This window comes from Salinivibrio sp. ES.052, from assembly GCF_900141775.1.
Taxonomy (GTDB): Bacteria; Pseudomonadota; Gammaproteobacteria; order Enterobacterales; family Vibrionaceae; genus Salinivibrio.
The window spans coordinates 409,782-425,567 of the sequence record NZ_FSRI01000002.1; the positions used below are offsets into that span (position 1 = coordinate 409,782).

Annotated in this window: 13 protein-coding genes; 6 read left to right on the forward strand and 7 right to left on the reverse strand. The window is 49.1% G+C overall.

All coding sequences use genetic code 11. From position 1 onward, the window contains the following. Window positions 1-350: 350 nt before the first annotated feature. Window positions 351-1,001, reverse strand: a complete 651-nt coding sequence (yihA, locus tag BUQ98_RS11550) for a ribosome biogenesis GTP-binding protein YihA/YsxC (RefSeq protein ID WP_083605278.1) — start codon at window positions 999-1,001, stop codon at window positions 351-353. Window positions 1,002-1,150: 149 nt separating this feature from the next. Here yihA and BUQ98_RS11555 point away from each other — a divergent pair, with 149 nt between their 5' ends. From BUQ98_RS11555 to hemN, 5 genes are all read left to right on the forward strand, one after another. After that, window positions 1,151-1,768 carry a c-type cytochrome gene (locus BUQ98_RS11555; protein ID WP_074213959.1) on the forward strand — a complete coding sequence of 206 codons (618 nt, stop codon included), beginning with the start codon at window positions 1,151-1,153 and terminating at the stop codon, window positions 1,766-1,768. A 701-nt stretch (window positions 1,769-2,469) separates the two neighbouring features. Continuing rightward, the gene (locus tag BUQ98_RS11560; protein ID WP_074213960.1) at window positions 2,470-3,111 is read left to right on the forward strand and encodes a class I SAM-dependent methyltransferase; all 642 of its coding nucleotides are present in this window, start codon (window positions 2,470-2,472) and stop codon (window positions 3,109-3,111) included. Next, on the forward strand, window positions 3,108-3,590 hold the full coding sequence (gene yihI, locus BUQ98_RS11565) for a Der GTPase-activating protein YihI (RefSeq protein WP_074213961.1): 483 nt from the start codon (window positions 3,108-3,110) through the stop codon (window positions 3,588-3,590). The genes BUQ98_RS11560 and yihI overlap by 4 nt, the downstream gene beginning before the upstream one ends. A gap of 13 nt (window positions 3,591-3,603) precedes the next feature. Beyond that, window positions 3,604-4,098, forward strand: a complete 495-nt coding sequence (locus BUQ98_RS11570; RefSeq protein ID WP_074213962.1) for a DUF2489 domain-containing protein — start codon at window positions 3,604-3,606, stop codon at window positions 4,096-4,098. A gap of 201 nt (window positions 4,099-4,299) precedes the next feature. Next, window positions 4,300-5,673 (forward strand): oxygen-independent coproporphyrinogen III oxidase, encoded by a 1,374-nt coding sequence (gene hemN, locus BUQ98_RS11575; RefSeq protein ID WP_074213963.1) that lies wholly within the window; start codon window positions 4,300-4,302, stop codon window positions 5,671-5,673. Window positions 5,674-5,725: 52 nt separating this feature from the next. Here the strand turns inward: hemN and add are convergent, their stop codons facing one another. From add to BUQ98_RS11600, 5 genes are all read right to left on the reverse strand, one after another. Next, entirely contained in the window at window positions 5,726-6,727 is a 1,002-nt protein-coding gene (gene add / locus BUQ98_RS11580; RefSeq protein WP_074213964.1) for an adenosine deaminase, read from the reverse strand. An 85-nt stretch (window positions 6,728-6,812) separates the two neighbouring features. Next, window positions 6,813-9,356, reverse strand: coding sequence for a bifunctional diguanylate cyclase/phosphodiesterase (locus BUQ98_RS11585; protein WP_074213965.1), 2,544 nt, complete (start codon window positions 9,354-9,356; stop codon window positions 6,813-6,815). 120 nt (window positions 9,357-9,476) lie between these two features. Further along, window positions 9,477-10,886, reverse strand: coding sequence for a nitrogen regulation protein NR(I) (gene glnG / locus BUQ98_RS11590; protein ID WP_074213966.1), 1,410 nt, complete (start codon window positions 10,884-10,886; stop codon window positions 9,477-9,479). Beyond that, entirely contained in the window at window positions 10,879-11,943 is a 1,065-nt protein-coding gene (glnL, locus tag BUQ98_RS11595) for a nitrogen regulation protein NR(II) (RefSeq protein WP_074214224.1), read from the reverse strand. The genes glnG and glnL overlap by 8 nt, the downstream gene beginning before the upstream one ends. A 93-nt stretch (window positions 11,944-12,036) precedes the next feature. After that, window positions 12,037-12,618 (reverse strand): DUF4124 domain-containing protein, encoded by a 582-nt coding sequence (locus BUQ98_RS11600; RefSeq protein WP_074213967.1) that lies wholly within the window; start codon window positions 12,616-12,618, stop codon window positions 12,037-12,039. 147 nt (window positions 12,619-12,765) lie between these two features. Between BUQ98_RS11600 and BUQ98_RS16830 the strand changes: the two genes are divergently transcribed. After that, window positions 12,766-13,994 (forward strand): IS3 family transposase gene (locus BUQ98_RS16830; protein ID WP_139294610.1). Its coding sequence is split into 2 segments (ribosomal slippage): window positions 12,766-13,117 and window positions 13,117-13,994, totalling 1,230 coding nucleotides; the frame shifts between segments, so codons are not numbered across the junction. Window positions 13,995-14,049: 55 nt separating this feature from the next. On the opposite strand, the gene glnA is transcribed toward BUQ98_RS16830, so the two are convergent. Next, entirely contained in the window at window positions 14,050-15,459 is a 1,410-nt protein-coding gene (gene glnA, locus BUQ98_RS11615) for a glutamate--ammonia ligase (RefSeq protein ID WP_074213968.1), read from the reverse strand. Window positions 15,460-15,786: the final 327 nt, after the last annotated feature.

Consider the following 15,786-nt stretch of genomic DNA (forward strand, 5'->3'; position numbering starts at 1 on the left):
TTGGCTGATTCAGCAGCCCCAGTCAGAATACTGACTGGGGCTTTTTTTATTGGTTGATATGCGGCGACGTGAGCGGCCCTGCCACTGCCTTTTTAACCATTTGCTAGTGTATTCACTTTGTTTTCCAAAAAAATTAGAGTAATTACTTTAATTTAATGGGGGAACTTGGCTATAATACGCACAGCTTCTTGTTCTTTATGTGTCTACAGGGTCTGATTTAGATCGCTCAAGCACAAAGATTCGCCGATCCTCAATGAGGGTCGGCTTTTTTTTTGTCTATGCCGGCGTGTCTGGGGGCTTTTGGTGCAGTCTTTTGCTGCCGGTGTTGTACGCTTAGCTCAATTCGCGGGTTAATCCTCGGGGAGTGGCTCAGCCTCCGCCTCGGCCTCCAACGGTGGGGTGGGTTGGTACCAAGTATCAAGCTTATGTCGCAGTTTATCGACGCCCATCCCCTTGAGAGAGGAATACAGCTCAACGTCCACATCGCCACAAAAGGCGAGTGATGCTTCTCGAATCTTCATCAATTGTTGCTTGCGGGCGCCAGATTTGAGCTTATCGGCTTTGGTCAGTAGCACTAATACAGATAAATTGGATTCGACCGCCCAATAGATTAATTGCTGATCCAGGTCTTTCATGGGATGACGAATGTCCATCAGGATCACTAATCCGCCAAGTTGATCACGTTTTTGTAAATATTCTCCCAGCGATCGTTGCCATTTTTCTTTCAATTCCAGCGGGACTTGGGCATAACCATAACCTGGTAAGTCGACAATGTGGCAACCTTCATCCACTTTAAAAAGGTTAATCAATTGTGTCCGGCCGGGAGTCTTACTGGTCTTTGCTAGGCTCTTTTGGTCGCATAAACGGTTAAGGGAGCTAGATTTACCGGCGTTGGAGCGGCCAGCAAAAGCGATTTCTATCCCCGTATTATCAGGTAGATGGCGAATGTCTGGTGCGCTGGTAACAAATTGGGTGTTACGGTAATTAAGCGATTGCTCCACTGTTAACTCCGTCTCGTCTTGGTGTAGTAGACTGATTACTTTTGTGTGAATTTGTGTAAAATAACCGTGCTCGGTTTTTGATCGGTAATTGTACCATGACGGTAACTAAGTAGTGGTACTGGAAGCTTGATAATTATAAACGGAATGTCATGAAGAAATTAGCGCTAATATTGACTCTCCTCGCCAGCACTTCAGTCTGGGCGCAAGGAGATGCTGAAGCGGGCAAAGCAAAATCCAATACCTGTGTCGCCTGTCACGGTGCTGACGGTAACAGTGTTTTGCCTGATTACCCAAACTTGGCGGGTCAGCACGCCAACTACCTCGAAAAACAATTGAAGGAATTTAAGCTTGGCGCTCAAAGTGGCGGTGAGCAAGGGCGTTACAACGCCGTCATGGCTGGTATGGTTGCTCCTTTATCAGAGCAAGACATGGCAGACCTGGCCGCCTATTATGCGACACTGACGCCTAAGCCCGGCACCACCCCTGAAGGCGCCATCGAAATGGGTCGTCAGTTGTATATGGCCGGTGATGCTGAGCGAGGCATTGCGGCCTGCACAGCCTGCCATGGTCCTCGCGGTAACGGCACCCCATCTTCTGGTTTTCCTAAAATTTCGGGCCAATCTGCGAACTACGTGGCGAGTCAGTTGAAGATGTTCCGTGCTGAGGAGCGTCACAACGACATGAACCAAATGATGCGGTCGGTGGCGGCGAAGCTCACCGACAAGGAAATTGATGCACTGTCGAATTACCTCGGCGGATTACACTGATTGACTGAGCTTGATAAGAAAGCGGCAGCGTGAATAACGTCGCCGCTTTTTTTATCTTCGCCCTCCCTGCGGTACAGGGGCATGCCTTGATTCTCGACGATGGCCTAACGGTATCGGTAACGACAAATGCGACACAATGTGTAAGAGATTGCCTATTCGCTGGCAAGAAAAGTGCGGTTTTATCTGAAGGATATATTTTTAAATTTTTTTAAATCAAAGATTTATGATGCTTTCTCTATTTCAGGAAGATTTTTTTTGGCTGGGATTCTAGGCAAGCGCTCTCACTACGATATGCTATCAACATCAACATCAACATCAACATCAACATCAACATCAACAGGACGTTGACCTTAAGGACAAGTCATCCAGCAAGGAATGCGTGTCAGGAACCAGGATGGTTCACCACAGGATGTGGACATCGCCAGGATAGGCGCTCAAGGAATACGTTGCACAGGATGTGATGTGGTGGTCATGATGACAAGGACGCAGGATGCGACGGATAGGCAGGTAACGCCAACCACAGTAACAGGATGTTGATACTAAGGCGTTAAGCGCCATTTATCAGGGATGAGCGACGGACCAGGACGGACACAATCCGCTTATTATCGCAAGCGCGATACGCGACAGGCTTGATGCCTGTCGCTTTTTTATTGACCCACTTTCTGCTACATTCGCGCCAGCTTTTGGCATAGACGAATGACATGCAACACTGCCCTTTATGTGAGCACACAAAGACTCACCCCTACCACACCGACAAACGCCGTGCGTACCATCAATGTGCACGTTGTATGTTGGTGTTTGTTGATCGCCATGCCTTATTGGCGGCCGAGGATGAGAAAGCTATCTATGACTTACACCAAAACCATCCAGAAGATGAGGGGTATCAGCGTTTTTTGTCACGTTTAGTTACGCCTTTGCTGGCTCGATTGCCGGTGCCACTCACCGGTCTTGATTTTGGTTGTGGTCCGGGACCAGTACTGGCACAAATGCTGCGTGACGCAGGACATTCAATGGCCTGCTATGATCCCTTTTACGCCCCAGAGACAGACGTGCTGGACGAAGCATATGACTTTATTACTTGCACTGAAGCCATTGAGCACTTTCACCGACCAGGCGAACAGTGGGCACAGTGGCAATGGATGCTGAAGCCGGGTGGCTACTTGGGGATAATGACCAAGCTGGTTCGGGATCCGGTCGCATTTTCACGCTGGCACTATAAGAATGACCTTACTCATGTCAGCTTTTTTAGCGGCCAAACGTTTCAGTTTTTGGCTGAGCAAGCCGGCTTTGAACTGACCTTTTTGGGCAACGATGTAATATTAATGAGGAAACCATTGTCATGACGCGTAAAAAGAAAACGCGCCGCACAGGATCGGAAGGCCCGGCGCAATACGTAGATAAGAATCATACCGAGCAAGACAGAATTGCTCGCATGCTGAAAAAGCAGAAAAAACGCAAAGGGAAGAAAGCAGGATCGCGTCATTCCGAAGAAAGTAAGGCTCAAGCTCATCGTAGCAGTGGTAAAAAAGATCCTCGGGTTGGAAGCAAAAAACCGATCCCACTAGGATCTGAAGCGGCAAAACCGAAAAAGGCAGCCATGACGCCAGCGCAAGAGCTTGAAAAGCTGGAGCAGGATCCGCAACTGAATGTCTTGCTCGATAGAATAGAGAATGGCGAAAAGTTAGGGTCTGGATTGCAAGCTTATGTCGATGAAAAACTGGATCGGATTGAAGTGCTGATGGAGAAACTTGGCTTACTGACTGATGATGCGTCGGATAATGAAGACGAGCTGCTTGATAAATTCGAGCAACAGGACGATTAACAAGGAGTAACAGGTGCAGGACGGGATCTGGATACTGGCTGGGCTAGGTGCCCTGATTATTTTGGCATTATCCGTTTATGCGGGAATATTGCTAGCGAAGTTGAAACGGCAAAGTACGCTGCAAGCGCAGCAAAAAGAAGCGGCAATCACTAAACGCAACGACAAAATTGTTGAGAGCGTTGACGTGATTGCATTTGCTGCGTTAAAAGATCAGTGTGATTTGTCTGAAGCGGCGATTCGTCTCTATATGATCATGGATCATTTGCAAGGGGAGCAGCGTGTTGAGTTTGATAGTCGCTACCCTGCGCTATTTGAGCTTTATGAGGCAGTGAAAGATACCCCGAGAGGCGATGCGCGCAAGACACTGAAAAAGAAAGAGCGAATGCGGCTCGATCTTGAGCGCGCCAAGCACGAGGCGCGCCTGGAAGAGGCAATCAAAGCTGAGTTTGCAGAAATTTTAGCGTTTACCGGTGGCCGCCATATTCCTGATCATATCCTGACGCACTGAGTACACCTGATTGGAATGCGGTCCATACTGACCGCATTCCTCTGTCATTTTGCCCCAATACCCTTATAATTATTGGGCGAACATCGATCTCATCGACACTTTCGCAACACTGGCGTGGGTTAGTGCTAAACACTGTACCAACAGCTATGGCACACTAGACGCTGTAATTCCTTTCCTAAGCGCTGTTGCGGAATGTAAGCCATGTCATCACCACAAATCATTTGGGATCAAGCCCTCATCAATAAGTATAATTATTCAGGGCCCCGCTATACCTCGTATCCGACCGCGCTTGAGTTCCATGAGGCATTCACGCCTGCGGAATTTGATATGGCGTGCAGCCAATATCCCGATCGGCCTTTGTCGTTGTATGTGCACATCCCATTTTGCCATAAACTTTGCTATTACTGTGGCTGTAATAAGGTGGTGACTCGGCATCAACACAAAGCGGATGAGTACCTGGATGCGCTAGAGCATGAAATTCGTCAGCGGGCGTTTTTGCTGGGGGATCGACGAATTACGCAACTGCATTGGGGCGGTGGTACGCCGACCTTTCTGACCAAGCCTCAGATCTCGCGCTTAATGGGGTTGCTGCGTCAAGAGTTCCGCTTTGAAGAAGATGCCGAAATCAGTATTGAGGTGGATCCGCGTGAAATTCCACTGGATATGCTGGATCACCTCCGAAATGAAGGGTTTAACCGCATCAGTATCGGCGTGCAGGATTTCGATAAAAAGGTGCAGCAGTTAGTGAATCGTGAGCAAGATGAAGGCTTTATCCATGCCCTCGTCGCACATGCACGGGAACTCGGTTTTCGTTCCACCAATCTGGACTTGATTTATGGTTTGCCTAGCCAAAGCCCAGAAGGGTTTGCCAAAACGCTAGAACAAGTATTGACCATGCGCCCGGGCCGACTCTCGGTGTTTAACTATGCCCACTTGCCTAATTTGTTCGCTGCGCAGCGTAAAATAAAAGAAGACGCCTTACCGTCACCCGATGCCAAACTCACCATGCTACAAGAAACGATCGCAACCTTAACAGAGGCGGGCTATCAATTTATCGGTATGGACCATTTTGCGCTACCCGATGATGAGCTGGCGGTGGCACAGCGGGAAGGACGTTTACACCGCAACTTCCAAGGCTATACCACTCAAGGCAATTGTGACCTGCTCGGGCTCGGGGTCTCGGCGATTTCGATGATTGGTGATTGCTACGCGCAGAATCAAAAAGAGATGAAAGCGTATTATCAGCAGGTGGATGCTGAGCGTCATGCTTTGTTCAAAGGGGTGATGCTGGAGCAGGATGATCGTATTCGTCGCGATGTGATCAAAGCGTTGATGTGTAATTTTACTTTAGAGAAAGCTGAGATTGCGACGCGCTACCAGTTAGATTTTGATCAGTACTTTGCGGAAGACTTGTCATTACTGCAGTGCTTTATCGATGATGATTTGGTGCGTTTGGCGGACAAAACGATTAGCGTGACCAAAACGGGTCGGATGTTGATCCGCAATATTTGTATGAGCTTTGATGTCTATTTGCGGGATAGGGCACGACAACAGCAATTTTCTCGCGTCATTTGAGCAAAAAACCGCCAGTTGGCGGTTTTTTTTAATCGCATGCTCGTTGGACGAATTAGCGCTTCGCGGCCTGAGCTTTGAGTGCCGCTTTTTCATTATCAGACAAGAACGCAATGTCTAGGCCATTTTCTTGCAATGTGGTGATTTGCGCTGGACTCAAGCCAGCCGCTGGAGCAGCGACTTCATATTCATAGGGTAGCTCAATGCCTTCAACGGCCGGATCGTCGGTATTTAACGATGCCAAAATACCGTGATCAAGGAACTGGCGCACGGGGTGCTGTGCGAGATCGGCAATGGTACTGGTTTGAATATTCGAGGTTAGGCACGTCTCAATACCAATTTGTTGTTTCGCGAGATAGTCCATCAACGCTGGGTCTTCAATCGCTTTGACGCCATGACCAATACGGGTGGCGCCAAGGTCATTGATTGCTTGCCACATACTTTCTGCGCCGGCGGCTTCACCCGCATGCACGGTGACTTGCAGATCGCTGGCGCGCACTTTAGCAAAGTGGTCGGTAAATTGATCGCCGGGCTGACCGAGTTCGTCACCGGCGAGATCCATGGCGACCAAGTGTGATTTTTGCGTCAGTAGCGCCTCCAACTCTGCCATGCATGCCTGAGTACCGAAGGTGCGGCTCATAATGCCAATTAAGTTGGTTTTGACGCCAAAATCACGGCTACCTGCGTGGACGCCATCCACCACGGCCTCAACCACACCTTCAAGTGGCAGTTGGTGCTTGAGTGCCATGTAATAGGGTGAAAACCGCAGTTCGGTATAATCAATTTGCGCGTGTAATGCATCTTCTACGTTCTCATACGCGACGCGACGTACTGCATCAAGGTCACCGAGTACGGCGACCCCCCAATCAAGCTTCGACAGAAATGCGACTAAATCAGGCGCTGTCTCAACGACCTGTACATGGGGTCGTAGGCGCTCAATATCATGGGCGGGCAGCGGCATTGAAAACTGCTGACCTAGCTCTAAAATGGTGTTGATACGGATGTTGCCATCCAGATGACGGTGTAGATCCGTCAACGGAAAATCTTTTCTCATCATCGTTGGTTCCCAGCCGGTGAGTTGGTGCTCAGTATAGCGACTGTTCCTGGGCGCGTCAGCCGTCAAGACATTCAGGACGTGAGCCCTATCGTGTTGGCAGTTTATCCGTTACCCGTTCTGTTGGTTGCTCAGCTAAAGGTAATGGTTTGGCAAATAAAAACCCTTGGGCATAATGACAACCAATATCTCGCAGCCGTTCGGCTTCTTCCTGGGTTTCAATGCCTTCCGCAACTAGGTGGACATCCATACCACGAGTCATTGCAACGACGGCTTCAATGATGCGCTGGTTGGTGCTGTTCTCTGTCATTGAGTGGACGAAACTGCGATCGATCTTGAGACTATCAAAAGCCATTTGGTGTAGATAGGCTAACGATGAATAGCCAGTACCAAAGTCGTCAATCGCAATTTTGATGCCCAGCGCGCGGATCCTGGTGAGTCCGGAGGTGGCAAGGTGCTCATGACTCATCAACTGTGACTCAGTGATTTCTAACGTCAGGTTACCGGTGGGGAGTTGTGTTTTATCGAGAACACTTTTGAGTTTGTCGATAAAATCTGCAGACAACAGCTGGCGCGCGGATAAGTTAACATGCAGTTGGAAATTCGCCGGCCAGAGCCCTTTCTGTATTTGTGCCACGGTATCATAGGCTGCTTGCTCTAACACCTGCATACCAATTTGATTGATCAGACCACTGTGCTCTGCCACCGGAATAAACTCAGCGGGTGAGACCATGCCTCGGGTTGGGCTTTTCCAACGCACTAGAGCCTCTGCGCCGCAGAAGTAGCCGTCAATAAGACGAACAAATGGCTGATAATAAACAACAAATTCATGGTGCTGCACGGCATGGTGGAGCTCGAGCAATAACCGAGATTGTTCTTGGATCCTGGCTTGCATACTGGCTTCAAAATACACATACATATTCGTTTCGCTGCGTTTTGCTTCACTTAACGCCAGACCAGCATGGTGAAGGCTCTCATTGATGGCATCTCCATAGGTATAGCCAAACACCACGCCAGCGCAGGCATCAACGAGGACATCATCATTGCCTATCGTCACGGGACGGTTGAATAAGATCAGTAATTGGTCCACCAGCGCTTCAGACTGCGTTCGATTCGTGGTGTGGGGGGCGAGTATCGCAAACTCATCACCACGCACACGTGCGAGTAGCATCCCTGAATCTTCGGCCAGATCGGTTAATCGCTGGGCAATCGCGCGTAAAAGCGCATCGCCCCCTTCTTGTCCTAAGCTGTCGTTGATATTGCGAAAACCATTAATGCCGACGATAACCAAGGTGTTAGGGGTCTGGTACCGCAATCCTGCCGCTTGTTCGACCAAACCTTCTCGAGTGTACAATTGGGTTAAGTTATCTTGGCGTACTTGTTGGCGTAATGCGTTGAATGACTCCTGCATTTTGCCCGACATATTATTAAAGGCTTCTTTCAATATCGCAATTTCTCGTAGGCTTGCAGGGGTATTGATGCGGTATGTCAGGTTACCTGATGCCAGCTTTGCGGCTGCCTCTGCTGTATCTCGTAATGGGCGAGTGAGCTGGCGAATAATAAAATAGACAACCAGCAGTCCAATCACAGACATGGCCACGACCAAATAAATACTGATCTCTTGTTGGCTTAATAAGTTCTTTAATAACAGCTGATCGGGTAGGGCGACCACGACATACCACTCATGCTGGAAGGGGGCAGGCAGGGAGATTTTTTTGACGGTACCGTAAAAATGCCCTTGGTCGGCAATATCGAAGTGAAACGGTGAGCCGAGCTTATCTGGTTCGGGTGGCCAGGCGTCCGATACTTCACTGATGGTGCTGTCGAGTACCGGGTTATTGGTGATGTCTGGAAAATGCAAAATATTGGTTGGGCTATCTTGGCCGCTATGGGCGACCATCCTGCCATCTTTATCGACAATAAATAACGCACCGCCCAGTTTTTCCTGTCGTTCGCTGAGAAAGTGATTGAACGCATTCAGTTTGATATCGCTTGCGACGACGCCCCATACATTGCCATTAACCATGACAGGCGCGATAGCAGATAAGGAGACGTTACCGACCTCATCGGCATCACGGTAAATATCCGTCCAACGAGGCTGTTCACGGTTAAACGCGGGAATGTACCAAGGCCGGATTCGTGGGTCATAATGGCTATCTTGGTAGACAATATTTGCGTTGGGGGTGCGGCCATCAAAGATACGCAACGTGTTCTGTGTTGCATCACTTTGCTCCATCAAAATATATTGGCCCGCTTCACTTTTTCGAAAGCCGAAATAATCGCCCTTGGCATCGACGCCAATGCTGAGTACTTGCATGTAGGGCATCGCTTGATAGAGAGATGTATAGCTGTTTAACAGGTAGTCACGCAGGCCGACATCTGTCATGGCGGAGTCTTGAATCCGTGCTGCCAAGCTATCGGCGACAAATATGTTGGCGTTGAAAGGGTGTACCAGATATTGGCGTAAATCTAATTCAATTCCTTGAGAATAATCCTCAAGCAGTAACTTACCCACAAACTGTGAGCTAGAACGATAATGATTGTTAATGGTGATAATGATCACCACCAGTGTAAGCGTGAGTACGAGAAACACGGGAAGCATCACAGCGGTTCGAATGGATAGTGGGCGCATGTTCCTCATTAGTACAACAACTTCACTCTGCTTTGAAACCTAACATGATTGGCGCAGTCTAGCCCAATCTCCCTCTTTAAATTTAGCAGAGGTTCAAAGTGTTTCCGTTTTAATAATGAGTCAGGTCTCAATGTCTAGCTCTTTTAGCTTTCGCGTCAGCGTATTTCGTCCCCATCCTAAAATCTTAGCGGCCTCTTGCTTGTGTCCATGAGTATGCTTCAACGCCGACTGTAAGAGTATTCTTTCAACGTTAGGGAGGGCTTGTTGCAAGATGCCATGTTGCCCTTGAGTGATGGCATCTTGTGCCCACTGAGTGAGGGCATATTGCCAGTCATGAGCTTCACTCTCGGTCACCGATGAGGGTTGGTTGAGTAATTCGCGCGGTAAATCATTGGGGAGAACCTCTTTACTGCTTGCCATCACGGTCAGCCAGCGGCACGTGTTTTCTAACTGGCGCACATTACCTGGCCAAGGAAGCTGGCTCATCATGGCTTCCGTCTCGGGGTGAAGCTGTTTAGCCTCCACACCAAGCTCTTTGGCGGCGCGGGCCAAAAAGTGTTGGCAAAGTTGAGGAATGTCTTGGCGCCGGTCTTTTAGTGATGGAAGGTGGACACGAATAACATTTAAACGGTGGAACAAATCTTCACGGAAACTTCCCTCTGTGACGAGGCGTTCGAGGTCTTGGTGCGTTGCCGCAATAATACGGACATCCACATCTATCGCTGCGTGGCCGCCAACGCGATAAAACTGGCCATCAGCGAGCACGCGTAGCAAGCGGGTTTGGACATCCAGCGGCATGTCACCAATTTCATCCAAGAATAAGGTGCCGCCATTGGCTTGTTCAAACCGGCCTTGTCGGACGGCATTGGCTCCGGTAAATGCGCCTTTTTCATGGCCAAAGAGTTCAGACTCAATCAAATCTTTGGGAATCGCAGCCATATTGAGGGCAATAAAGGCTTGTGTTGAACGTGGGCTATGGCGATGAAGCGCCTGTGCGACGAGTTCTTTACCGGTGCCGGACTCGCCGTTGATCAATACAGAAATGGAAGAATGTGATAACCGGCCAATGGCACGAAAGACCTCTTGCATGGCAGGCGCTTCACCTATTATTTCTGGCGTTTGCGCTTGGGGCGGTTGTGTTGTTTGCTGTTTCTGCTGTTCTCGGTAATGCGCCAGCGCTCGTTCCACCAGGGCAAGGGCTTCATCAATATCAAACGGCTTGGGGAGATATTCGAAAGCGCCTTTTTGGTAGGCATTGACCGCTGCATCTAAATCCGAGTGGGCCGTCATAATGATCACGGGTAAATGGGGATGTTGCTCTTGCACCTTTGTTAATAGCGTGAGTCCATCACTGCCTGGCATACGAATGTCTGAGACTAAAACGTCTGGCGACCGCTTGTGCAGTGCACTGATAACGCTTTCAGCATCGCAAAAGGTATCGCATGTGAGCCCAGCGGCGCTGAGAGTGCGCTCCATCACCCAACGAATTGAGCTATCATCATCAACAATCCAAATGGTCCCTTTACGCATGTGATGTGTCCTTTTCAATGATTGGTAGTTGGATGGTAAAGCAGGTATGGCCTGGCCAGCTATTTACTTCAATTTTACCTTGGTGTTGGTCGATTAAGTGGTGGGTAATGGCTAACCCGAGCCCGTTGCCATCCGCCTTGCTGGTGACCATTGGGTAAAATAAAGTGTCTTGTAAGTGGGGGGCGATACCTGGGCCATTATCGATAATTTCAATCTGTGCCACCACGCGATGGCGCTTACCGTGAATGACCGTTTGAAAGCCGGTCCGTGTGCGTAGCGTGAGGCGCGCGTCTTCTTGTCCTCTCACTGCGTCAGCCGCATTGGTCACCACGTTGAGGATCGCTTGCTCGAGCTGCTCAGGATCCATGTCGAAATCAGGCAGGCTGGGATCATAATCTCGAAGGATACGGACGCCATCATGATTATCGAGACTGACCAGCTGACGGACTTTTTCCAACACGACATGAATATTTTGTCGCTGGCGCAACCCTGGACGCTGAGGCCCCAATAAGCGGTCAACCAAGTTTCTTAATCGATCGGCCTGTTCAATAATGATTTGGGTGTATTCCGCCAAACTGGCATCGGGCAGCATCTTTTCCAACAATTGGGCCGCCCCACGCAACCCACCGAGCGGGTTTTTAATTTCATGGGCGAGCCCTCTCACTAATTCCTTAGCGGCTTGTTGCTGGGCTTGTTGGGTCAGCTCTTTGCTAATCCTTTGTTGCTGACTGACTACATTGACTTCCAGTAATAGTTGACCTTCATCTTCTTGATCAAATAAGGGGCTGGCGCTGAGTTGTACTTTTTGTGGTTGGCCATCCACCACCCAAGTGACATCGCTGTCAGTAAGGCTTTGTCCTGCCTTTGTGGTACTGGCGATTTGCGCCCAGTCGACACTTGCGTGTTGAATTTGTTGGGTAAGCGGTTGTTGAAGCAAGCGTCGGGCACTTTGGTGCATGAGCTGCTCTGCTGCGGCATTGACGTAATGAATACGCCATTGGCTATCTACCACAATGATGGCGGTGAGTAGGTGATCAAACAGTTGCCCTGGCGTCATCAGCGTCGCGTCCTTGTTTGCACTAAATTGGTGCATTGAGTGTAACCGAGTTCCTTGCGTGATGCAGCTTGTACTGCAGTGTCTGTGACCCTATCACCGCTGCTGAGATGTTTTCTGGAGCCGGTGCGGTTGATTCACGTGTGCACGGTGTAAATACACCTGATATATGGGGGTAGATGCAATTACCTTGCCGTTTTCTAGATATTGGACTTGAAGCTGGTGGGTGCCCCTGTCAATTGGGCCAAGAGACCATTGAAGCTGCTGATGTGCGGCTTTTACCGTCTTTACGGGTGAGCGCGCAACAGGCTCGTTATCAAAGAGAAGTTGCACCTGACTTGCTATTACTGAGCGAGGTGAGAGCTTGGCAGTAACGAATAGCGTTCCAGGGTTGCTACGTAACGTTGCACCTTGTTTGGGATGAATCAGTGTTATTGCAACCGGAGTCGGGGTAGAAGTAGAGGGGATCGGAGCAGAGTGTGTCGCTTTGGCTAGCGGTGAGGAGACAGAGGTTGAAGGTTGAGTCGGGGCGGAGATCGAATAATGACGAATTTGGTGCGCCTGGGAGGGAAGTTGGTCGCTAAAGTGTACGTTGCCGTTTTTATCTGTCCACTGATAGAAGGTACCAGCCTGACAGATGAGCGTTATTCCCAGCCACAGAACCCATAACCACCGCATCGTTACTTCCTCTTAATGAACGACCCACTGCCGTCATTCTAAGCGGGATATGAGAGACGCAAAGTATAAAAAAGCCCACCTGCGAGGTGGGCTGCAATTTAAAGTGTGTCCCGTCCTGAAATACGTTGACATAAAGAGGACTTCTTTATGACAACATCAAGTAATTCAAGCCGTAAGCGCACGCAACGTGATTACACCTTAGCCTTTAAATTAGGCGTTGTAGAGCGTGTTGAAAAAGGCGAAATGACGTACAAACAAGCTCAAGCCCGTTTTGGCATTCAGGGCCGCTCAACGGTACTCGTCTGGCTCAGAAAACATGGTAGACTCGATTGGTCGAAGCCATTTCAGCATCCCCTTATGCCACATTCAAAAGAAACCCCATCCGAAACTATCAAGCGCCTTGAGCGTGAGTTAGCCGAAGAGAAACTGCGTAACCAAATCCTCAATGGTATGGTCGATATCATGGACAATGAGTACGGAGCCGGCCTCAGAAAAAAGTACTTATCCGGTACATCTGGCAAGCCAAAGCCAAAAGTAAAATAAAGTTAGCGGCGGCATGTCGTGCCACAGGCATTTCTCGGCAAGGTGTCTATCAAGCCGTTGCTCGAATGGAAAGCCGAAGAGCTGAACTATCAATCATCAGAGACTGGGTCCAATACTGGCGTAAGTATATGCCGAGGTTAGGGGCGCGTAAGCTCTACGCGTTGGTAAAGCCCAAGCTAGTTGAACACGAAATTAAGCTAGGGCGAGACGGGTTTTTTAGCTATCTGAGAAGCGAAGGCTTACTGGTTAAACCCAAGAAAAGCTACACAAAAACTACGTGTAGTAAGCACTGGATGAAGAAGCATCCTAACCTGCTAAAAGAAGACGGACTGCATGATGCTGCGCATGTACTGGTCAGCGACATCACTTATGTTGAATCAGACCAAGGTGTGCACTATCTGTCACTGGTGACCGATGCCAACTCACGCAAGATAGTGGGTCATCACGTTAGCGAAGATATGAAAGTCGACAATGTAGTGAAAGCGCTGAAAATGGCCGTCAAAGATAAGCGCTATATCGGCAATGCGGTACATCACTCAGACCGAGGTTCGCAATACTGCTCAGCCGTTTATCAGAGTGCGCTACAGGAGAGTCAAATCCAGCCGTCGATGACGGATGGTTATGATTGCTACCAAAACGCGTTAGCGGAAAGAGTCAATGGCATACTGAAGCATGAGTTTTTACTGTACCGGTGTAAGACACTGACAGAGCTTAAAATACTGGTAAAAGAATCGATAGCGATATACAACGAAATGAGACCGCACCTAAGTTTAAGTATGGCAACCCCCAATCAGGTGCATAATAAAAAAGGCCAGCTACTGGAGCTGGCCTAAAAACTGTCAACCTATATTAGGACGGGACAGTGTACGTCTGCTTACACAGGTTGGCTTATACGGAATAGTAAAGCTCGAACTCAACCGGATGCGTTGTCATCTGAATGCGTTCAACATCTTCGCCTTTCAACTTGATGTATGAGTCGATAAAGTCATCCGAGAATACGCCACCAGTGGTCAAGAACTCACGGTCGGCATCCAGTGCTTGTAGCGCTTCTTTCAACGATTCTGCAACGGTTGGGATTTCTGCCGCTTCTTCTGCCGGCAGGTCATACAAGTCTTTGTCCATGGCATCGCCTGGATGGATCTTGTTTTTAATCCCGTCGAGGCCGGCCATCAACATCGCCGCAAAGCACAAGTAAGGGTTAGCGGTTGGATCCGCGAAACGTAGCTCAATACGACGCGCTTTCGGGCTAGGTACGACCGGAATACGGATCGACGCAGAGCGGTTACGTGCGGAGTAAGCCAACATAACGGGTGCTTCAAAGCCTGGGACCAATCGCTTATACGAGTTGGTTGAGGCGTTAGCGAATGCGTTAATCGCACGCGCGTGCTTGATGACACCACCAATGTAGTAAAGCGCCGTTTCAGACAGTCCACCATACTTATCACCGGCAAACAGGTTTTGGCCGTCTTTCGCAAGTGATTGGTGAACGTGCATCCCTGAGCCGTTATCGCCAACCAGCGGTTTCGGCATAAAGGTCGCGGTTTTGCCAAAGGCGTGTGCGACATTGTGGACCACGTATTTGTAGATTTGAATCTCATCCGCTTTGGTGGTTAGGGTGTTAAAGCGGGTCGCGATCTCATTTTGACCGGCCGTTGCCACTTCGTGGTGGTGCGCTTCAACCACGAGCCCCATTTCTTCCATGACCAGTGACATGGCTGAGCGAATGTCTTGCGACGAATCTACTGGCGCAACAGGGAAGTAACCGCCTTTGACGCCTGGACGGTGGCCTTTGTTGCCGCCTTCCAGTGCGGTACCTGAGTTCCAGCTCGCTTCAACGTCGTCTATTTTGTAAAAAGAGCCCGCCATATCGGTGGAAAATTTAACGTCATCGAATAAGAAAAACTCAGGCTCTGGACCAATCAATACGGTATCGGCAATGCCTGTTGAACGCATGAAATCTTCTGCGCGTTTTGCAATGGAACGAGGGTCGCGATCGTAGCCTTGCATGGTCGAGGGCTCGAGAATATCGCAACGGATGTTGAGGGTGCTTTCTTCGGTAAAAGGGTCCAGGACGGCTGAACTTGGATCAGGCATCATGACCATGTCTGATTCATTAATGCCTTTCCAACCTGCGACGGATGAGCCATCAAACATTTTACCTTCTTCAAAGAAGTCATCATCAATTTGATGAGAGGGGATAGAAACATGCTGCTCTTTACCTTTTGTATCGGTAAAGCGCAGGTCGATGAATTTCACCTCGTTTTCTTGGATAAGTGCGAGCACATTTTCTACTGACATGTGAAATAACCTCCGGTGTCAAATTAGGTAAATAGCGAATTGGCTCCTTGCTCCATGACAAAGCGAAAACTATGCCAACAATTAAAAGCCGCGTCACAGCGGGCTTGGTGCATATAAAGTGTTACGCTGCATCCGTCAAACGAACATTGGTTGCACCAAAGTTGTGCATAAAAGGGCAATATTGGTGCAATGAGCCAGAATGGTGCGTGTTGATTTGCACATCATGCGTGCAGACCGTTCCCTTCTCCCTTTTTAGCAGACAATCAGTATTGAGAGTGTGGGCCGTCTTTAAAAATTCATGTTTGCTCGAACACCGGTGAACCCTTG